Annotated in this window: 25 protein-coding genes; 17 read left to right on the plus strand and 8 right to left on the minus strand. The window is 38.6% G+C overall.

The window, feature by feature from the left end; translation table 11 throughout:
- Positions 1 to 67 precede the first annotated feature (67 nt).
- Positions 68 to 868: a GNAT family N-acetyltransferase gene (locus KTHG_RS18175; protein ID WP_126991431.1), complete on the minus strand. Its 801-nt coding sequence runs from the start codon at positions 866 to 868 to the stop codon at positions 68 to 70.
- 235 nt (positions 869 to 1,103) lie between these two features.
- On the opposite strand from KTHG_RS18175, the gene KTHG_RS18180 reads away from it, so the two are divergent.
- Positions 1,104 to 2,030: a manganese-dependent inorganic pyrophosphatase gene (locus KTHG_RS18180; protein WP_139995759.1), complete on the plus strand. Its 927-nt coding sequence runs from the start codon at positions 1,104 to 1,106 to the stop codon at positions 2,028 to 2,030.
- A gap of 161 nt (positions 2,031 to 2,191) precedes the next feature.
- Here the strand turns inward: KTHG_RS18180 and KTHG_RS18185 are convergent, their stop codons facing one another.
- Positions 2,192 to 3,058, minus strand: a complete 867-nt coding sequence (locus tag KTHG_RS18185; RefSeq protein ID WP_139995761.1) for an SH3 domain-containing protein — start codon at positions 3,056 to 3,058, stop codon at positions 2,192 to 2,194.
- Between the two features lie 169 nt (positions 3,059 to 3,227).
- Between KTHG_RS18185 and KTHG_RS18190 the strand changes: the two genes are divergently transcribed.
- Together KTHG_RS18190 and KTHG_RS18195 are read left to right on the plus strand one after the other, a co-directional pair.
- Positions 3,228 to 3,932 carry a DsbA family oxidoreductase gene (locus KTHG_RS18190; protein WP_126991429.1) on the plus strand — a complete coding sequence of 235 codons (705 nt, stop codon included), beginning with the start codon at positions 3,228 to 3,230 and terminating at the stop codon, positions 3,930 to 3,932.
- 127 nt (positions 3,933 to 4,059) lie between these two features.
- Positions 4,060 to 4,707, plus strand: a complete 648-nt coding sequence (locus KTHG_RS18195; protein ID WP_139995763.1) for an FMN-dependent NADH-azoreductase — start codon at positions 4,060 to 4,062, stop codon at positions 4,705 to 4,707.
- A 151-nt stretch (positions 4,708 to 4,858) separates the two neighbouring features.
- Here KTHG_RS18195 and KTHG_RS18200 read toward each other — a convergent pair whose 3' ends face one another.
- From KTHG_RS18200 to KTHG_RS18215, 4 genes are all read right to left on the minus strand, one after another.
- Entirely contained in the window at positions 4,859 to 5,044 is a 186-nt protein-coding gene (locus KTHG_RS18200) for a hypothetical protein (RefSeq protein ID WP_126991427.1), read from the minus strand.
- A 281-nt stretch (positions 5,045 to 5,325) separates the two neighbouring features.
- Positions 5,326 to 5,661 (minus strand): DUF2500 domain-containing protein, encoded by a 336-nt coding sequence (locus KTHG_RS18205; protein WP_126991426.1) that lies wholly within the window; start codon positions 5,659 to 5,661, stop codon positions 5,326 to 5,328.
- A 114-nt stretch (positions 5,662 to 5,775) separates the two neighbouring features.
- On the minus strand, positions 5,776 to 6,300 hold the full coding sequence (locus tag KTHG_RS18210) for a YceI family protein (protein WP_126991425.1): 525 nt from the start codon (positions 6,298 to 6,300) through the stop codon (positions 5,776 to 5,778).
- A gap of 117 nt (positions 6,301 to 6,417) precedes the next feature.
- A complete protein-coding gene (locus KTHG_RS18215) occupies positions 6,418 to 7,281 on the minus strand; it encodes a VOC family protein (RefSeq protein WP_139995765.1) in 864 nt (287 codons plus the stop codon).
- Positions 7,282 to 7,434: 153 nt separating this feature from the next.
- Here KTHG_RS18215 and KTHG_RS18220 point away from each other — a divergent pair, with 153 nt between their 5' ends.
- The 13 genes from KTHG_RS18220 (at position 7,435) to KTHG_RS18280 (ending at position 16,334) form a co-directional block, all read left to right on the plus strand.
- Positions 7,435 to 7,743, plus strand: a complete 309-nt coding sequence (locus KTHG_RS18220; RefSeq protein WP_126991423.1) for a winged helix-turn-helix transcriptional regulator — start codon at positions 7,435 to 7,437, stop codon at positions 7,741 to 7,743.
- 81 nt (positions 7,744 to 7,824) lie between these two features.
- Positions 7,825 to 8,757, plus strand: coding sequence for a UDP-N-acetylmuramate dehydrogenase (gene murB, locus KTHG_RS18225; RefSeq protein WP_370362825.1), 933 nt, complete (start codon positions 7,825 to 7,827; stop codon positions 8,755 to 8,757).
- 54 nt (positions 8,758 to 8,811) lie between these two features.
- Positions 8,812 to 9,570, plus strand: a complete 759-nt coding sequence (locus KTHG_RS18230; protein WP_139995769.1) for an exodeoxyribonuclease III — start codon at positions 8,812 to 8,814, stop codon at positions 9,568 to 9,570.
- Entirely contained in the window at positions 9,563 to 9,919 is a 357-nt protein-coding gene (locus tag KTHG_RS18235) for a fluoride efflux transporter FluC (protein ID WP_139995772.1), read from the plus strand. The genes KTHG_RS18230 and KTHG_RS18235 overlap by 8 nt, the downstream gene beginning before the upstream one ends.
- On the plus strand, positions 9,916 to 10,257 hold the full coding sequence (locus tag KTHG_RS18240; protein WP_126991419.1) for a fluoride efflux transporter FluC: 342 nt from the start codon (positions 9,916 to 9,918) through the stop codon (positions 10,255 to 10,257). The genes KTHG_RS18235 and KTHG_RS18240 overlap by 4 nt, the downstream gene beginning before the upstream one ends.
- Positions 10,258 to 10,345: 88 nt before the next feature.
- Positions 10,346 to 11,455, plus strand: coding sequence for a GNAT family N-acetyltransferase (locus KTHG_RS18245; protein WP_139995774.1), 1,110 nt, complete (start codon positions 10,346 to 10,348; stop codon positions 11,453 to 11,455).
- A 14-nt stretch (positions 11,456 to 11,469) separates the two neighbouring features.
- Positions 11,470 to 11,757 (plus strand): late competence development ComFB family protein, encoded by a 288-nt coding sequence (locus tag KTHG_RS18250; RefSeq protein WP_139995776.1) that lies wholly within the window; start codon positions 11,470 to 11,472, stop codon positions 11,755 to 11,757.
- A 77-nt stretch (positions 11,758 to 11,834) separates the two neighbouring features.
- Positions 11,835 to 12,260, plus strand: coding sequence for a transcriptional regulator MntR (mntR, locus tag KTHG_RS18255; RefSeq protein ID WP_126991416.1), 426 nt, complete (start codon positions 11,835 to 11,837; stop codon positions 12,258 to 12,260).
- 30 nt (positions 12,261 to 12,290) lie between these two features.
- Entirely contained in the window at positions 12,291 to 13,151 is an 861-nt protein-coding gene (locus tag KTHG_RS18260; protein ID WP_126991415.1) for a CvfB family protein, read from the plus strand.
- A gap of 101 nt (positions 13,152 to 13,252) precedes the next feature.
- Complete coding sequence (locus KTHG_RS18265; RefSeq protein ID WP_139995778.1) at positions 13,253 to 14,197, plus strand: DUF1002 domain-containing protein; 945 nt, start codon at positions 13,253 to 13,255, stop codon at positions 14,195 to 14,197.
- A gap of 138 nt (positions 14,198 to 14,335) precedes the next feature.
- Positions 14,336 to 15,310: a ring-cleaving dioxygenase gene (locus tag KTHG_RS18270; protein ID WP_139995780.1), complete on the plus strand. Its 975-nt coding sequence runs from the start codon at positions 14,336 to 14,338 to the stop codon at positions 15,308 to 15,310.
- 67 nt (positions 15,311 to 15,377) lie between these two features.
- Positions 15,378 to 15,662 (plus strand): GNAT family N-acetyltransferase, encoded by a 285-nt coding sequence (locus KTHG_RS18275; RefSeq protein ID WP_126991412.1) that lies wholly within the window; start codon positions 15,378 to 15,380, stop codon positions 15,660 to 15,662.
- 198 nt (positions 15,663 to 15,860) lie between these two features.
- Positions 15,861 to 16,334, plus strand: a complete 474-nt coding sequence (locus KTHG_RS18280; protein WP_139995782.1) for a DUF4064 domain-containing protein — start codon at positions 15,861 to 15,863, stop codon at positions 16,332 to 16,334.
- Between the two features lie 153 nt (positions 16,335 to 16,487).
- Here KTHG_RS18280 and KTHG_RS18285 read toward each other — a convergent pair whose 3' ends face one another.
- On the minus strand, positions 16,488 to 17,063 hold the full coding sequence (locus KTHG_RS18285) for a TetR/AcrR family transcriptional regulator (protein WP_139995784.1): 576 nt from the start codon (positions 17,061 to 17,063) through the stop codon (positions 16,488 to 16,490).
- Between the two features lie 150 nt (positions 17,064 to 17,213).
- On the opposite strand from KTHG_RS18285, the gene KTHG_RS21530 reads away from it, so the two are divergent.
- Positions 17,214 to 17,756 carry a hypothetical protein gene (locus tag KTHG_RS21530; RefSeq protein WP_186439685.1) on the plus strand — a complete coding sequence of 181 codons (543 nt, stop codon included), beginning with the start codon at positions 17,214 to 17,216 and terminating at the stop codon, positions 17,754 to 17,756.
- Between the two features lie 146 nt (positions 17,757 to 17,902).
- Here the strand turns inward: KTHG_RS21530 and KTHG_RS18295 are convergent, their stop codons facing one another.
- The gene (locus KTHG_RS18295; RefSeq protein ID WP_126991409.1) at positions 17,903 to 19,405 is read right to left on the minus strand and encodes a succinyl-CoA:acetate CoA-transferase ScpC; all 1,503 of its coding nucleotides are present in this window, start codon (positions 19,403 to 19,405) and stop codon (positions 17,903 to 17,905) included.
- Positions 19,406 to 19,574 lie beyond the last annotated feature (169 nt).

Here is a 19,574-nt window from a genome sequence, read left to right on the forward strand (position 1 = left end):
TTCATAATCAAAGTAATTGTGGATAAATAAAAAAGAGGTGAGGATATCGTATCCTTGCCTCTTTTTTTTATAACGTTTTGCTCATTATTAATTCGTTTTCAAAATGCCCATCAATTAAAATCGCATCATGGCATTCACCTTCAACGACATAATCGAATTTTTTGAATAGGGCAATTGCTGCTTCATTTGTTTTAGCAACGTTTAATTCTAAACGACGAAGCTTATTTTTGATTGCCCATTCTTCTGCACCTGCCATTAGTCTCGTCCCAATGCCTTTATTCGTGTGCGCGTCTAAAAGGCCAATTGTTAAGGTTGCTCGGTGCTTTAAATACGGAGAATGATAGCCTTCTAAAAATAAATAACCGCCAATTTCGCCGCGTACGATTGCAAGTAGCATGATGGATGTGTTTGCAACTTTCCATTCTGCGATACTTTTGCGTAAGCTTTGTACAGAGTATTTTTGATGTTGCTGCCCGTATGGATACTTGAACATTTTAAGCGATAATTGTTCACCTAAAAGGACAATGTCACGCGCATCATCTAGTTCAGCTTGTCTAATAATAAATGGATAGGCAGTTGCATCATCTGTTGTTTCTCCTGAATTTTCGTATTGCACAGGCTTATGGAATGTTACATAGTAGCCCGGTTGCACCGCCGTTACTTGATAACCATTCATTGTCCATGCAAGAAAATGTTTTAATGGAGATTTTGTTTTTTGCCACCAGCTCTTATTTAGATAAGAGGCGTTTGGCAATTTTTGACCGAGAATGTTTTCAATTTCAGTAAATGACAGTTGAATCGTCGACTGCTGTGTAGACTGAAAATAGTTGGATAATGGAATATATTTCTTTTCAATATGCTGTTCCAAAACGACACCTCTTTAACTTTAAAAGCTCAATCTATCAGAATCGTACCATATTTTTGTGACTAATGGCTGTAAAAATATGAAAAAAATTCTCAAAATTCATTAAAAAAATGCTTAGTTTGTTAAAAAATACATATAATAGTAAGTCACTCTGTTTTAATGAAGAGGCGTTCTTTTTAAAGAATAATTATGGTAAAATGAAGTCGGTAAAAAGCAAATATTAGGAGGAATTTTTGACATGAGTAAAGTTCTTGTTTTCGGACACAAAAACCCAGATACAGATACAATCACATCCGCATTAGTCTATGCGTACCTTAAAAATCAACTAGGCGTAGAAGCAGAAGCAGTACGTTTAGGTGAACCAAATGACGAAACAAAATTCGCATTAGAAAAATTCGGCTTTGAAGCACCTCGCCTTGTAGAAAAAGTAGCGACTGAAGCGAACGAAGTAATCCTAGTTGACCACAACGAATTCCAACAATCAGCAGATGATATTGCGGATGTAACAATCACAGAAGTAATCGATCACCACCGTATCGCAAACTTCGAAACAGCAGCACCTCTTTACTACCGTGCTGAGCCTGTAGGTTGTACAGCGACAATCTTAAATAAAATCTTTAAAGAAAACAGCATCGAAGTACCTGCAAACATCGCTGGTTTAATGGTATCTGCTATCGTTTCTGATACATTATTATTAAAATCACCAACTTGCACAGAGCAAGATGTGAAAGCTGCAAAAGAACTTGCAGAAATCGCTGGTGTAAACTTAGACGAATACGGCTTAGCAATGCTTAAAGCAGGCGCTGACCTTTCTGATAAAGCATTAGAAGATTTATTAAGCCTTGATGCAAAAGAATTCGATATGAACGGTAAAAAAATTGTCATCGCTCAAGTGAATGCAGTTGACGTAAACGACGTACTTAGCCGCCAAGACGAATTAACAAATCTTTTAAACAAAGAAGTAGCTGAAAAGGGCTTAGATTTATTCTTCTTCGTTGTAACAGATATTTTAAATAACGATTCTGTAGCAGTACCAGCTGGTTCAGTGATCGAAGAATCTGCAAAAGCATTTAACGCTACTGTAGAAAACGGTCAAATCAAATTACCAGGCGTTGTGTCTCGTAAAAAACAAATCGTACCAGTGTTAACTGAACAATTTGCTTAAGAAAATAGTATAAAAAGAGGCTTTGACATACGTGTAGAAATCACCTCTCATATGAGCATAAGAAAAACCGGAATCGCGCTGTGGCGCGGTTCCGGTTTTTCGTTGCGAACGTTAAAAAAGGAGCATGACGTGTTTTGTCCCAGTCTCTTTTTTGAAGCTTGTTATTGTAAGCTACCGACACGGCTACTAATATAACCTATTTCACCTGTAGACGAATATACTTCATACCAATCACGACCATTGCTAGGGATGGTGTATCCTGTATAGTCAAAACGTTCACCTTTAGAGGCTTTTTCGATAATTGCTGACGTATCATCTTTGTCGATATTGTAGCGAATATTTGCCTCATTTGCTGTAATGACAACAACGCTATAATTGTTCGACACGTTTGCTGTTAACGAGCCAGAGCCTGTTGTTGTAAGTGTTGCGACCTTTTGACTGACATAGCCGACGGTACCATCATCAAATATAACTTCAAGCCAAATACGACCGTCATTTTTCGGATAGCTATAGCCTGTATAAGCGATAGTGTCACCTGCATTACCAGTTGCAACAATACTACTCGTTGTTGAAGTGTCTATACGAATATTTGTACCATTTTCAAGTAGACGAACATATCCGGGCGCGCTTGAGGTTACGTTACCAACCTTTTGACTTATATAGCCAATATTAGAGGAGCCGTAGCGTATTTTTAACCAAGTACGATTATCGCTCGTTTGCACCTTTTCATGTAAATATTCAAAAACATCACCACTTCTAGCACTTTTAACAATCGCACTAGTAATGTCGGGCGCGCTTCGAATATTAGAATCTCCAGAAGCTTGTACATAATCACCGGAATTGTCTTGAATGGTTTGTGAAGAGGCTTCTGACTTAGCTGTTGAGCGATTTTGTGTAGAAGTTTGTGTAGAAGCTTGCTGTGCTGCGGGCTGCTCTTGCTCTTCATTTTTTTCAATCGAAATATTGTATGAACCACAGGCTGCTAATAAAGAAGTAGATAATAGTAGTAAAGGAATTTTATATTTCATATTAAAACCTCTTTTTTGAGTATTTTTATCTATTATTGATATAAGAATTATAAAATAATTCCCTATATATGTAAATGTATTTATTGTGAGATTAAAACAAATATCCTCATGAGCAGTTTGTGTGCATTGCTTTATAAATCTCTATACAATTACGCTGAGGTGAAGAGAAATGAAAATTCAAGTATGGTCAGATTATGTATGTCCGTTTTGCTATATTGGCAAACGTGAGCTAGAAATGGCATTAGAGGAAACAGGCTTTGCCAGTCAAGCAGAGGTAGAATTTAAAGCGTATCAACTAGATCCAAACACACCAGTAGGAACAACTGAAACGATTCATGAAGCATTAGCGAAAAAATATAGTGCCACTCCTGAAGCGATGAAGCAACAATCAGAAGGGATTACTGCGCGTGCAGCAGAAGTAGGGCTAGAATATCATTTTGATAACATGCATCCTGAAAACACATTTAAGGCACATCGCCTTGCAAAATATGCAGCAACAGTGGGCAAAGAAAAAGAATTAACAGAACGCTTACTAAAAGCCTATTTCACAGAGAACAAGCGTATTGGTGATGAAACGGTATTAGTAGCACTTGCAAAAGAAGTTGGACTTGAAGAGGATGCTGTAAAATCGGCATTACAAGATGAGCGTTTTGCAGCTGAAACATTAGTTGATATGCAAGAAGCGCAACAAATTGGCGTGCGTGGCGTTCCATTTTTCGTTATTAATGATAAATATGCGATTTCAGGTGCTCAACCAAATGACGTCTTCACAAAGGCGATTCAACAAGTTGCAGAAGAGGAAAACTTAAAACCAACACTAAAAATGTTTGGTGACGATTCAGCAAGCTGTGACGGGGATAATTGTAAATTTTAAAAATCGGTCAAAAGTCTGAGTGCATAACTATTGATTATTTTGTGGAAATTAATTAGAATTAGTTTATCTTAAGTTTGAGATAAATAATTTTGTGATAAATAATTGATTAGTTAAGGGAGAGTTTATTTTGACAAACGTATTAGTAGTAAAAGCAAACAACCGCCCAGCGGACCAAGGTGTATCATCAAAAATGTACGAAGTATTCATGAATGAATTAGAAGGCAAAGCAGGCGTAAACGTTTCAACATTTGACGTATTTGCTGAAGATATGCCTTACTTTGGTCAAGATGTATTTGATGCTTACGGTAACTTACAAGCTGGTAACGAATTAGAAGGCGTACAAGCACGTGTAATGGCGGCTCAAAACAAAGCGCGCGAAGCAGTAACAAACGCAGATGTAGTTGTATTCGCATTCCCATTATGGAACTTAACAATTCCTGCAGCGTTACAAACTTTCATTGATTACACTTACGCTTCAGGCTTCTCATTCAAATACAACGAACAAGGTCAATTAGTATCATTATTAACTGACAAAAAAGCAGTATTATTAAACGCTCGTGGCGGTTACTACTCAACACCAGAAACAGCTGGTATGGAAATGTCAGTTAACTACATGCGTAATGTAGTTGGCGGCGTATACGGCATGGAAATTATCGATGAAGTAATTATCGAAGGTCACAATGCAAACGCAGCACAAGCAGCAGAAATTAAAGAAGCTGGCTTCACAGCAGTTAAAGCAGCAGCAAACAAAGTTGCTTCATTAGTAGAAGCTTAATTAACATACGAAAGAGGCTTTGACATACGTGTAACAACCTCTCTTATGAGCATAAGAAAAACCGGAATCGCGCTGTGACGCGGTTCCGGTTTTTCGTTGCGAACGCTAAAAAAAGAAAATGACGTGTTTGTTCCAGTCCCTCTTTTTGTATTCAATTGAAAAAACTAATGACTGCTAAAATAAGTAATGCAAAGGCGCCTAGTAGTGCGACAATACGCGTGTAATGGATGCGCCAGTAAGCACCATCTGCTTGTGCAAAGGGCATCATGATTTTTTCGGGAATACTGCCAATAATAACTAACAGGATTGCAAGAATGATAAAGATGATTGACCACATGAAAATCACTCCGTTTCTTACTTAACAGTGTAGCGGAATGGCTCGCAGAAAGGAAATTTTTGCCGTCTGGACGTTTGAAAAATGAGCAAAAAGGCTATAGTTAATTAGGGAACGTAAGATTCATCAATTTAATGTTTTACCTTTCTAGTACTCCTTATCCTGTAGTGGATGCAGTGTTAATCGCGTACAGAATTGAAATGATTTTTCCTTTTTAGAGTTTTGAACAGCGCTAAAATGATTAATTCATTAAAAAAGACCTCAACATAAAGTTGAGGTCTTTTTTACATTCGATCAAAGTGTAAGAAGCGTTTTCGCTGGAATTTCAGTAAGCCTTTATCCGATTCGATTAATTCACCATAGGTAAGACCATTTACTTTGAATTCAATTCGTTTACCTTGTGCATGCTGAAAGGTAATATAGTAATCCATTGCCATAAAGGAATCACCACCGCCAAGTAACTCTGTACGCTTACTAACAATCTTTGCATGCGTCATTTCGATCTCTGCAGCGTTATTACGTTTATATTCATTAAATTCTTTAACTGCTACATATAGTATAAAACCTATCACAATAGTTGGTATAATGTAAAAAAATAAAAGCCCATCTGAAATATCCATGTTGAACACTCCTTTCTTTGCTATATGTCTATTATAAATAAATTTTGAAAAATTGCGATAATTTTACGAAAAAAAAAGCCTAGAAATTTTCTAGGCTTAGTTAGAAATTAAAAATTATGCAGGATTTGCTTCAATTTCAATATGGATTTTGATGTCATCGCTAACTAAAACGCCGCCTGTTTCAAGTGCTGAGTTCCAGTTTAATCCAAAGTCTTTACGATTAATTTTACCGTCAGCTTCGAATGCTACAACTTCAACGCCCCATGGGTTTGTACCTTTACCATTGTATTCAGCATCGAATGTTACGGGTTTTGTGACACCACGAATTGATAAATCACCAGTAATTTTATATTCATCATCATCGACTTTTTTAATATCTGTCGCAACGAATTTCATTGTAGGATGTGTTTCCGCATCGAAGAAATCGGCAGAACGTAAGTGATTATCACGATCTTCGTTATTTGTATTAATTGATGCAATTTCAACTTCAAATTGAATGTTACCGCCAGATAAATCTTCTGGATTAATATCTAACTCTGAGTTGAAGCGATCAAAGTGACCTTTTACTTTTGAAATCATCATGTGTTTTGCTTGGAAACCAATTGAAGAGTGAGTTGGATCTACTACGTATTTTGCCATAACTAAAATTCCTCCTAATAAATGTTTTTATTGTGTTTAATTAACTTATTTACTTGCTGAACTCAGTATACAGTAATTTTATCTTAAATTCAAGAGTTATCAATTCAAAACATAAAATTATTTTGTTACACCAAAAATCATGTCGTGGCCATTAACGTCTTTCACAACCAACTTTTCCCCTTCGTCGGTAAATAAAACGTTTTCTTTTATTAAGTTTTGACGAAGCTCCTCTAGTTTCTCTAATGAAGATAGATGGAGTGAATAAGCCATTAGACCAGACGATGCAAGTGGAGGAAGGGGAGCGCCCACACCCATCCACGTATTCAAAGCGATGTGATGATGGTAGCCACCTGCTGAAATGAAATAAGCTGATTCATGGAAGTTTGTTTTGAAATCAAAGCCAAGTGCATCAAAATAAAGATGTTTTAATGAATCATCTAGTTTTGAGACATTTAAATGGATATGACCAAGAATGGTGCCATCTGGGAAGCCAGTCCATGGGCGGCTTGGATCGTATAAATCTAAAATGGCTTGCACATCTACTGGCAATGTGTCGGTTTCGATTGTGCCATCTTCATGAATCGTCCATTCATCATGTGGACGGTCATGGTAGATTTCAATGCCATTGCCTTCTGGGTCATTTAAATAAAATGCTTCTGAATAAAGGTGGTCGCCAGCGCCTGTAAAACGAATACCACGATTGGCGAGGTTGCCAATAACATGTCCAAGGTCTTCTTTGCTTTTTACTAAAATGGCAAAGTGGAAAAGACCTGTTGTACGTGGCGGGCGCGGGATTGTGTTGTTTTCTTGGACTAAAATAAGCACAGGCTCATTGCTGCCAGCGCCAAATATGGCATGATCAGTAGTTTGTTCGATTAATTGAAAACCAAGTGATTGATAGAAAGCTGTTTGTTTTTGAATATCAAGCACGCGTAATTGTGTATAACCTAATTTCATTTGTGGATCTAATGTGAAACTCATCGTGAAATCTTCCTTTCAATACGAAAATGTATATAACTTACTTTATGTAACCTAATATATATTTATAACTTTATTACGTCAAGTAATTTAGTTACGAAAAGTTGAAAAGTTTTTTTAATGTATGTACAATAAGGGCACAAGGAGTGAAATAACATGGAACAACAAACAGGACTATGCCCTCGATTATCAAAAGCGATGGATTTAATTGGCAAACGCTGGGTTGGCCTTATTTTATATGAATTATTAGATGGACCTAAACGCTTTAATCAAATTGAGTCATCACTACCAATTAGTGGACGTTTGCTTTCAGAGCGTTTAAAAGAACTTGAAAAAGAAGAAATGGTCGAACGCTGTGTCTATACAGAAGTACCGGTTCGCGTAGAATATAAATTGACAGACAAGGGTTATAGTATGAAAGGCGCAATCGCCGAAATCGAAAAATGGTCGAAAGAGTGGCTTTAATAGTAGAAAGCTTGTAAAATGTCTAATGAAGATTCATACTAAGTTGTGATGAACTTGAAGTAGAAAGGATTGGATTTTTCCATTATGAAAACGCAATGGGCAAAAGATTTAGCAAAAATCGTAGATCCAGCAAATGTTAAAATAGATGAACCATTAAATAAATACACAATGACAAAACTAGGTGGACCAGCCGATATTTTTGTTATGCCAGAAACGGAAGAACAGGCAAGCGCCGTTGTAAAATATGCACGCGCTCATAACATTCCTATTTTATTATTAGGCAATGGTTCAAATATGGTTGTTCGTGATGGTGGTGTACGTGGAATCGTTTTAAACTTTGCTAAATTAGACAAAGTAGAAGTGAATGGGACAGAAGTATATGCACAATCAGGTGCATTAATTAAAGAAGTATCAAAAATCGCCGCAGCGCATACATTAAGTGGCTTAGAGTTTTCTTGCGGCATCCCGGGTTCAATCGGTGGTGCAATGGCAATGAATGCGGGCGCTTATGACGGTGAAATTAATGATGTTATTAAAAGCTGTAAAGTATTAACAAAAGAAGGCGACATTTTAGAGCTTTCAAAAGAAGAGCTTAAATTAGGCTATCGTAAAAGTATTATCGCAGACGAAGGCTACTATGCATTATCTTCTCTATTTACCTTAGTAAAAGGTGCTCAAACAGCTATCGATGAAAAAATTGCTGATTTAACATTCAAACGTGAATCTCGTCAACCACTTGAATATCCATCAGCGGGCTCTGTATTCAAACGTCCTCCAGGTCACTTCGCGGGTAAATTAATCCAAGATAGTGGCCTTCAAGGTCATGGCGTGGGCGGTGCAGAAGTGTCAACAAAACATGCAGGCTTTATTATTAATAAAACCGGTACAGCAACTGCAACAGACTATATCGAAACGATCCACATGGTACAACGTGTCGTGAAGGAAAAATTTGATATTGCGTTAGAAACAGAAGTTAAAATTGTTGGGGACGACTTACCAGCAACCGTGAAATAATGAATGTGAGGGCGCTCTTCTTTTTAGAGGGGCGTCTTTTTGTGGAGGTAAATGATGAAATTTGTATCGTGGAATGTAAATGGGATTCGCGCTTGTTTGAAAAAAGGCTTTATGGATTATTTTCATGAAATGGATGCTGATTTTTTCTGCATTCAAGAATCAAAATGTCAGGCAGGACAAGTGGAGCTTGAGTTGCCGGGCTATGAACAGTACTGGAATTATGCGCTGCGTAAAGGATACTCAGGTACGGCAATTTTTACGAAGCATAAGCCGCTTCGGGTGAAATATGGTGTCGGTGATAAGGATACCGAAGAGGAAGGGCGCATTATTACGCTTGAATATGAGAATTTTTATATGGTGACGGTCTATACACCAAATTCAAAACGTGACTTAGCACGCCTACCATATCGTCTCGAGTGGGAAGATGAACTACGTGCGTATTTAGTTGAGTTAGACGCGAAAAAGCCTGTTATTTATTGCGGGGACTTGAATGTCGCGCATGAAGCGATTGATTTGAAAAATGCGAAGTCAAATATCGGCAATTCAGGATTTACGACAGAGGAACGTGGCAAAATGACGACACTGCTTGCGAGTGGCTTTACAGATTCATTCCGTGCACTACACCCAGATATGACGGACCGCTTCACCTGGTGGTCGTATATGAGTAAGGTACGTGAGCGTAATATCGGCTGGCGTATCGACTACTTTATCGTGTCCAATCGTTTAGCACCGGCTATTACCGAGGCAACAATGCATGATCAACAACTTGGCAGTGACCATTGCCCGATTGTCTTAGAACTTGATTATGCGTAATTACGGTTTTGTCGCAGGCGGGGCAGTCATTGGCGTATTGCTACGGTATGGGTGTATGCTCATCGTGAGCGAGGCACTCGTGTTATGGATTGTGAATATTGCGGGGAGTCTTGCGATGGGTATGTTACATGCTTATTTTGAACGTTTTCCAAATACACAGCTTAAATTGTTACTTACGACTGGCTTACTCGGCTCCTTTACGACGTTTTCAGCATTTTCTGCAGAATGGCTTCGGTACATGCTACAAAGTCCACTGCAGGCACTCGCTTATGCATTTGGCATGACCATTTGCTGTGTAGTCGCAGCTTTTAGTGGTTATTGGTTAGTGAAACGGGGTGAGCGCGCATGATGATGCTCGCTGTAGCAGTTGGTGGTGCACTAGGCGCAGTTGTACGTTATGCACTGATTCAATGGCTTGAAAAAAGGGCACAGCCTTTTTATATGGCGACATTCATCGTTAATAGTGTTGGTTCGTTTTTGATGGGTATGGCGCTGCACTTATTTCAGTCATCCGTTATGCTTGCACTTTTTGTAACGGGCTTCTTAGGTGCACTAACGACGTTTTCAACGTTTGCCTTTGATACGGTCCGTTTACTAAAAATAAATCGACATAAGGCCATTATTTATATGCTACTTACATTGATAGTTGGCTTTGGTTGCATCGTGCTAGGGTATAAAATAAGATGAAGAAAGAAAAAAGCGTTTTAAAAGGTCCATCTTTTAAAGCGCTTTTATTATAATGAAGATAACTTAATTAATTATAGAAGGTGTTTATATGCGACTAAAAGAATGGACAATCGAAGAACAAGAACCACTGATTCACTTTTTAACGAAAAATGAATGGCCTTATCACGTACAATCTCACCCTGGTCGTGAATTAATTGAACGTACAATTGAAGAGGGTGGCTATGAGTCTGATGATGTAAAAACATTTTGGATTGAAAATGACGAAGGGCAAAAAGTCGGCATGGCGCAGATTTATGATTTGCAAGATGAGATTCCGGTTTTTGATTTACGAATCGCCGAGCAATGGCGTGGTTTAGGTTACGGGAAGCAGGCTTTAGTGCTTGTGACAGAATTTATTTTTAGCTTGCCTGAGAAGAAAATTCGCTTAGAGGGACATACGCGCCAAGATAATGTACCAATGCGTAAAACATTTGAGAGTGTGGGTTTTGTGAAAGAAGCGCATTTCCGTGATGCCTGGTATATGCCAAAGGAAGATGCCTATTATGATGCCGTTACGTACGGGATTACACGAGAGGATTTCTTTGGTAATAAAACAACACCTGTATCGTGGAATGACGAGCCGGTAGAATTCGATTATAAAAAATATTGGGACTTCCCATCACAATTTGAGACGGAGCGTTTAATCGTACGTATGCCACGTGAAGAAGATACAGAAGTTGTCTATGATGCGATTTTACGTTCAGTTGGAAAGCTAAAAATGTTCATGTCCTGGGCGCAAAAGAAGCCGACACATGAAAATGTAAAGGAAAGTATTCGTAAAGCCATTGCGCGCTTTATGAACCGCGAGGAACTACGCTTCCATTTGTTTTTGAAAGACACAGGTGAATTTGTGGGCGTTTTAGGCTTGCAGCATATTGATTGGACGATTCCAAAATTTGAAATCGGCTATTGGATTGATGAGCGCTGGAGTGGTAGAGGCTATATGACGGAGGCTGTGCATAGTATGACGTTATTTGCATTTGAAGATTTAGGTGCCAATCGTCTTGAAATTCGTTGTGATCGCGATAATATTCGTAGTCGTGCGATTGCAGAAAAAAATCATTTTGAACTAGAGGGCATCTTGAAACAGGATTCTCGTAATGCAAATACGCATCAATTACGTGATACATGTGTGTATGCTAAAATCAGCTTAATTTAGCAGGGGGAATTTTTGTGGAGCAAACTGTTCCATTAGTGAATGTGACAGAAGAAATTGTAAGGGGCACTGTACGCTTCTTACTAAACAGTCCGGAGTATCCAACGTATTGCAGTTGTGCAAAGTGTGAGGCGAAAATATCGGCCATTGCATTAAATCATTTACAAAGTCATTATGTGGTAACCGCTGAGGACCGCGACCGCGCATTTGAATATCTTAGACAACAAGCGCAACTTGCGGAGTTAAATAGACAAGTTATTCACGCGATACACATAATTGGTCAAAATACGCACAAAAGCGAGTAACCCCTGAAACCTCCTTACGTTTTCATGTTAAGTGTAGTAAAATGGGAAGATAACTACTGGAAAGAGAGGGAATGTAGATGCCGACACCGAGTATGGAAGATCACATCGAACAAATCTATTTACTTATTGATCAGAAAGGTTACGCACGGGTATCAGACATCGCAGAAGCGTTGTCCGTTCTTCCTTCTTCCGTTACTAAAATGGTTCAAAAACTTGATAAAGATGGTTATTTAATATACGAACGTTACCGAGGACTTTCGCTAACACCTAAGGGTAAAAAGTTAGGGAAACGTCTTGTTGAAAGACATAGTTTATTGGAGCAGTTTTTGCGACTCATTGGCGTCGATGAGAACTTGATTTACAACGATGTTGAAGGCATAGAGCACCACCTTAGCTGGAACTCCATAGACCGTATCGCAGACCTAATACAAGTACTGGAAGAGAATCCTAAGTTTGTACAAAAGATTGCTGCACTGAAAGATTTAGAGCATCACATTGAATAGTACGCGTCATAAAGTGAGAGGAGTTTTAACATGACTGAATTACAATCAGGAGATGTGGTAACACTTGTTGTTAAAGAAAAGTTAGCATCTCAATATGTATTAACAAACGATGAAGTGGATGTACCACTAAATGCATCGGAAGTGCTTGAGGAATTAAACGAGCATGATAAAGTAAAAGTATTTTTATACGCAGACCGTCGCGGCGATTTAGCAGCGACTACTGCCATTCCAACAATTACAAAAGACACATTTGGCTGGGCGCGCGTTATGCGTATGTCTCGTCATGATGGTGCTGTTGTAGATATTGGTACATCACGCGAAGTCGTAGTACCAGCAGAAGATTTACCACAAATTGAAGATGTATGGCCAGAAGTTGGCGACCATCTTTACATTACATTACGTGTCGATTATAACGGCAATTTATTTGGCCGCTTAGTGACAGAGGAACGTGTTATGGAACAATTTGAGAATGGCGAAGAAGAGCTGTTTAACCAAAATATTATTGCGCGACCATACCGTCTATTACCAATCGGTACATTTTTACTTGGCGTCGATAAACCATACCGTATTTTTGTACACGAAACAGAACGTGATGCAGAGCCACGTCTAGGACAAGATGTTAGTGTACGTATTATCGAAGTAAAAGAAGACGGCACATTAAATGCCTCTATGAAACCGCGTGTCTATGAACGTTTAACAGAGGATGCAGAACAAATCTTTAAATACCTTGAAGAGGTTGGCGGTCAAATGCCATTTAGTGATAAATCATCACCAGATGAAATTAAAGATATGTTCAACATTTCAAAAGGTTCATTTAAACGTGCATTAGGTACATTAATGAAAGCCGGTCGTATCGAGCAAGTGGATGGCTGGACAAAAATTAAACACTAATTAAACATCAATTTAAAAAGGACGAAAAAGAAGGTATGAAACTTTTTCGTCCTTTTTTGCGTATTATAATCAAAATAGTTATTTAAGGGAGAGAAAAAACGATGAAAAAACGAGCTTATGCCATTATTGCAGCATTATGCCTAACGACAGCCGCAGTCGGCGCCACAGCCGTTACGATGACAAGTTTTACTCAATCAGCTTCAGCAGAAGTGGTAAATGAAAAATTAGGCGATCCAATCGTAGTGTACGGTGGATCTTTATCTGATAGCGAAAAAGAAACAGTGAAAAAAGATTTAGGTGTATCTGGTACGGTAAAAGAAGTAACGGTAACAGGTAGTGATATTGCGAAATATATTCAAAATGGTAATTCTTCAGCCCGTCTATATTCTTCAGCGAAAATTACCCCAGAGGATGCAGGCTATGGCATTGTGGTCGAAATTAAAACACCACAAAACATTACGCAAGTAACATCGGATATGTATTCCAATGCGATGTTAACAGCAGGGATTAGTGACGCGAAGGTAGAAGTAGCAGCACCAAAAGCCGTTACAGGTCACTCGGCGCTTGCAGGCGTCTACAAAGCATATGAAGCAACAACTGGTGAAAAACTGGACACAGAGCGTACCGATGTGGCAAACCAAGAGTTAGACGTAGCGACAACATTAGCGGATAAAGCAGGGGTCGACCAAGATAAGGTTAGCCAGTTATTAACGGAAATCAAACAGCAAATTGCTGAGCAAAAGCCAGCGACAAAAGAAGATGTAGCAAAAATTGTGGATGACAAACTACAAAGCTTACAAATCAATTTAAGTGATGAGGACCGCCAGCTACTTGTTGATTTGATGAATAAAATTAGTAATCTAGACATTAACTTCGGTCAGTGGTCGGATCAATTAAATGATTTAGGAAATAAATTAACCGATTCAATTAATAACTTAAAAGATAGCGTCAATGAAAATACAGGTTTCTGGGATAAAGTCGTACAATGGTTCAAAAACTTATTTGGCATTGGTGACGATTCGAACGATAGCGAAACAAATCAATAAACTAAAAAGACTGAGCTGACGAGGCTTAGTCTTTTTTATTATTAAAAAAATGCGTTTATCATTGCAAAATAAAATATATGTGCTATTATATGACTATAAAGAATCTTGAATTCGAGATAATAAAAGGAGCGGATTAACATGACAGTAAACGTATCAGGAATTCACCACGTATCAGCAATTACAGCACAAATTGAACGCAATCATCATTTCTTTACACAAATTTTAGGTTTACGTCTTGTGAAAAAAACAGTCAATCAAGATAACACATCATCTTATCATTTATTTTATGCCGATGCAGTTGGCACACCAGGAACAGATATGACCTACTTTGATATTCCAGGAATGGGCCGTACATTACCGGGTGTCTCAAGTATTAACTCAACAGCTTTCCGTGTGAAATCAGAGGAAGCATTAACTTATTGGGTAAAACGTTTTGATGAGTACAATATTACACATGGTGACATTACAGAACGCTTTGGTCGGAAAGTATTGCCATTTCAGGATTTTGAGGATGCACGTTTCTTACTTGTAGTCGATGACGGGAAAGGTATTCCTTATGGTACACCTTGGACAAAAACAGATGTACCAGAACAATTTGCATTAGTTGGATTAGGTGGTGTGACATTAACACTCGCAAACCCAGCTGCTACTGAAAACGTATTGACACAGCTATATGGCTTTGAAAAAGTAGGCACATATCCATCACCAGTAGCAGGTCAGCCAGATATTGTTGTCTATTCATCAGGTGAGGGCGGCCCTGCAGGAGAAGTGCATATTGAAGAACGTCATGATTTACCGATTGAACGTCATGGTCGCGGCAGTGTGCACCATGTAGCATTTCGTGTGAAATCTGTTGAAGAATACGAAGCCATGGTCGCACAGTATGAGGCGCTTGGCCTTCACACTTCAGGAAAAATCGACCGCTTCTACTTCAAAGCTGTATATTACCGCGATCCAAATGGCATTTTATTTGAAGTATCGACAGATGAACCGGGCTTCTCTTCTGATGAACCAGTAGAACATATGGGGGAAGAACTTGCATTGCCTCCATTTTTAGAAGAACATCGTGAATCAATTGAAGCAACGCTACATCCATTAGCACTCGAAGAATAGTTAGCAACAGCTAATTTGGAAAATATATGCTACAATGACGGTAATTTAGTAGAAGGAGTGAATAAGCATGGAATTTGAATTAACAAATCGCGGTGGCGAGGAATACGCTTTTCAACATAAAGAAGGAGAGCGTATAGACGCAGAGATTAGTTGGACACAACTTGGAGATGTGATGGTAGTTGATCATACATTCGTCGACGATTCACTTCGAGGACAGGGTATTGCCAAACAATTATTAAATCGCGCCGCAGATTATGCACGTGAAAAAAATTATAAAATCGAAGCAGTGTGCTCTTATGTCGTCGCTGCCTTTGACAAATCTACAGATTACGATGATATTAAAGCATTATAATTGTGACAAACTATCGAGACTTGCGCATGCTAGTCTCGTTTTTTTTATTTGATGAAAAGGGTATAGGAAAGGGAAGGGCGAATACAGTCTACGAACGAAGATTGGTTAAGTGTTGTGAACAGGACGTTTGCGCACGTAGCTTGATTTCCTTAGATAACCAATTCGGTGCACCGGCATATGCAGAAAGGGTGGGAACCTATGAACCGAACGATTGAAAAAGTACTGGCGATGATTGCCTCGATTTTAAATGTCTTTGGTATTGCTGGTACTGGTGTCTTTATGTTTAGTATCGATAATCTTTTTAAAACGGAAAGTTTACAGCAACAAATTATTGAAGATGTACAACAAAGTACAGGAACAAAGCTGACATTAACAGATTTACAAGATCTTTCGCAGGTGTTTGGTTCGATTGGTTGGTTCGTCATTATTGTATTAATCATCAGTTTAATTATCGGCACAGCGGGCATGATTAAGTTGCATAGTGATACGAAGCTAGCGGGTATCTTATTTATTGGTGCAGGTATTTTTGCTTGTCTCATTTCTGTACCGTCTATTTTATTTTATATCGCAGCAATTCTTTGTTTTACACGTAAAAAAGCGCAACCACAAGAATCACCAGTCGGCAAAAAAACACCGCATCAAATCTCAAATAATCAAGAACACATTAAATAACACAAAAAAGAAAATAGGATAAAACACGTCATTTTCCTTTTTTAGCGTTCGCAACGAAAAACCGGAACCGCCACTGCGCGATTCCGGTTTTTCTTATGCTTCTAGGAACGGTTGTTTTTACACATATCGTATGTCCCAGTCTCTTTTAATCTCTTAATTAAAAAATTTACCGCTAATAATACTACTAATAACTTCCTTTACCTTAGATGGCACACTGTTTAGGTCATCATGTTTTTTATAAATAACAAGATGCTGAATCATCGCAATTAATGCGCCAATCATACCGACTTGCATAAGGGTAATATCGAGCTTAGGAAAGTGGCCTGTTTTTATACGTTTTTGCACCTCAATATCAGCGGGGGTTTCTTTATGAAATGTGGCGAGGTAGGTTTCTGATAGCTCGGGATATTTTACGGATTCACCAAATAAAATCATATATTGCGGCAAGTTTTTTTCGACCTTTTCTAAAAATAATGCCGTCCAACATTGTACTAATTCATTATTTGTTAATGTAGAGTAATCAGATGTGTCCTCGACAAAATGAGTTGGCTGGACAGAAGCGGTTAATAAATCTCGTTTACTTTTATAGTATTTATACATTGCAGCCTCTGAAATGGAGGCACCACGAGCAATCTCAGCTGTAGAAGTCGCATCGAAGCCCTTTTTATAAAATAGTTCGCGCGCAACGTCTAAAATACGTTGTTTTGTTAAATCGCCCTTAGTTGGCATGTTCTACACTCCGTTTCATTTGGTCAGTTGTGACATTATCGTAGCACAAAAATGTTGTGTATAAAATAAAGATTTACAGTAAGAGTATGGATTACTTTCAATAGTTCAGGGGTATTTGTTAACTATAGAACTTTACGGGAGGCTTTTACTATGGCGAATAAAAAAAATACACTTCTCATTGCAGGGCTTGCAGCAGGTGCTTATGCTTATTTACGTAAGCAAGAAAATCGTGATAAAGCAGTAGCAGCATTTAACAGCACGAAAGACAAAGTGGGTGAATTTGTTACACAGCAAAAGCAAAATATGGACAGTAAACGAGGGGCAGATCCAGAGACTGGTGACCATACAATCATTCCAGACCGCGATACATCTTACTATATCGAAGAGAAGGAAATGGTTGATGAGGGCGCTTTAACAACGGTACAATATTTTAATGAAGAAAAGCAGGGAGAAGTTGACGAACAAGACAATTTGGCTTACTTTATTGAAGATAAAGAGATGGTAGATGAAGGTGCATTAACGAAAGTAGGCTATGAAAATGCAGATGCACAGGCCTTTGATGATAGTGAAAAAGAAAAGCAAAATTCGACTTCTTATCATAATGAAGACCGCGATATGATTTCAGAAGGTGCCGGTACAACGGTACACTATTATAACGAAAAACAAGATGCTGATTCGAAAAAGAACGGATAAGAAAAGAGACGGGGACAAAACACGTCATTTTCCTTTTTTAGCGTTCGCAACGAAAAACCGGAACCGCGCCACAGCGCGATTCCGGTTTTTCTTATGCTCATATGAGAGGTTGTTACACGTATGTCAAAGCCTCTTTTTGGTGCGAACTAAGGTAGCATTGTACCATGTTCTGCAAGATTATTATGGAATGAGAAAGCTTTTGTCAGCATATGAGGTGTTTGACCACCAACAGTTGCTTTTGCTTCTTCAAAATAGTTACGAAGTGCTTCTTTATACATTGGGTGAGCACAGTTTTCAATAATTAATGCAGCGCGTTCACGAGGAGTTAAGCCACGTAAATCAGCGATTCCTTGTTCTGTAACTACAACATCAACATCATGTTCAGTATGGTCAACATGTGAAACCATTGGAACGATTGAAGAGATTTTACCGTCTTTTGCGACAGATTTTGTCACGAAGATTGATAAGCGACCAGCACGTGCGAAGTCACCAGAACCACCGATACCATTCATCATTTTGCTGCCGGATACATGTGTAGAGTTTACATTACCGTAAATGTCGAATTCTAGCGCTGTATTCATGCAAATAAGACCTAAACGACGGATGACTTCAGGGCTGTTTGAGATATCTTGTGGACGTAAAACAAGTTTATCTGCATATTCTTTAATACGTGGAAGAACGGCATCCATTTTTTCACGAGATAATGTGAATGAACAGCAAGAAGCTGATTTCACTTTACCAGCGTCGATTAATTCAAATACCGCATCTTGTAGTACTTCAGAATAAACTTCAAGCTCTTCAAATTCAGAATCAACCATACCAGCAAGTACAGCGTTTGCTACTGAACCGATACCTGATTGAAGTGGCGCAAGTGTATTTGTTAGGCGACCTTCTTTAATTTCTTTACGGAAGAAATCAAGTAAGTGATTCGCCATTTGTTGTGTTTCAGCATCTGGAGGCACGATGTTAGAAGGAGAATCTTCTTGTTCAGTGACAACGATGGCGACAACTTTATTCATGTCGAGTTTAATACCTTTAGCACCAACGCGATCATTTGCATGCATGATTGGGATTGGGCCACGTTCACCTTGTTTTTCAGGAACATAGATATCGTGTAAGCCTTCTAATTCAGCAGGAGCAGCGACATTTAATTCGATGATTACTTTATCAGCTGATTCTACATAAATAGGAGAGTTACCGACAGATGATGTAGGGATTAAGTAGCCATCTTCTGTAATTGCAGTCGCTTCGATGATTGCGACATCAATTTTCATCGCACCTTGACGAAGGTATTCTGATGTTACAGATAAATGTTGGTCGATAAAACCAACGTCACCTTTGTTGATGTGACCACGCATTGTGCGGTCTACTTGGAAAGGTAAACGTTTGCGAACGATACCAGCGTCTGACATAAGTGCATCGGTATCAAAACCAAGGGAAGCACCTGTGTAGACATCTACTTTAAAATCTTCTAGTCCTTTTGCGCGTTCTACAAGAGCGTGCGGTACAAATTTAGCGTCACCTGCGCGAGTAAATCCGCTTAAACCAAGTGTATCGCCATTGTTGATTAATGCTGCAGCGGCATCAGCAGACATTACTTTGTCTTGTAAGCCGGTGAAGCGTAATCTTTCTTCGACTGTGCTAGTCATAAAAATTGCCTTCTTTCTTTATTATAAAAATACTCATGAAAAGGGCGCTTTTCGTTTCCGAAAATAGCATCGCCCTTATTATAGTAAATTTTATCACCAAATTGTCACAAATTCTTTTTATGATGTATGAAAGGGATGAATTGTTAGCTATTAGAGAAAATTAAAGTTT

This window comes from Kurthia sp. Dielmo (assembly GCF_000307285.2).
GTDB classification, from domain to species: domain Bacteria; phylum Bacillota; class Bacilli; order Bacillales_A; family Planococcaceae; genus Kurthia; species Kurthia populi.